This is a genomic window from Pseudoalteromonas sp. GW168-MNA-CIBAN-0100, from assembly GCF_040309225.1.
GTDB classification, from domain to species: Bacteria; Pseudomonadota; Gammaproteobacteria; order Enterobacterales; family Alteromonadaceae; genus Pseudoalteromonas; species Pseudoalteromonas arctica.
Window position 1 is genome coordinate 1 of the sequence record NZ_JBEOOL010000265.1, and the last position, 344, is coordinate 344.

The following is a 344-nucleotide window of genomic DNA, read 5'->3' on the forward strand; positions in this document are numbered from 1 at the left end:
TACGTAGCCACATCTCATCAATGCCACCAAACTTAATTTGCATTGGGTATACATGTTCTTTTTCGTCTACAAGAATGTCTAAAAATACTAAACGATCGTTAATCGACATGGCTTTGTCGATAGCCGGTTGTAACTCATCTAGGGTGTTTACTTTAATACCTACATGGCCGTAGCTTTCTACTAATTTAACAAAATCAGGCAAAGACTCCATGTAAGATGATGAATGACGCCCGCCATACACCATATCTTGCCATTGGCGTACCATGCCTAAAGAGCGGTTATTTAATGAAACGACTTTTACCGCTAAGTTATATTGTAAACACGTAGCTAGCTCTTGAATATTC

General features: G+C 38.7%; 1 protein-coding gene. It reads right to left on the reverse strand.

Translation table 11 applies throughout. The features are described from left to right. A partial coding sequence (locus tag AAEY62_RS21040; protein ID WP_350636273.1) for a thiamine pyrophosphate-dependent enzyme occupies positions 1-344 on the reverse strand: 344 nt, incomplete at both ends.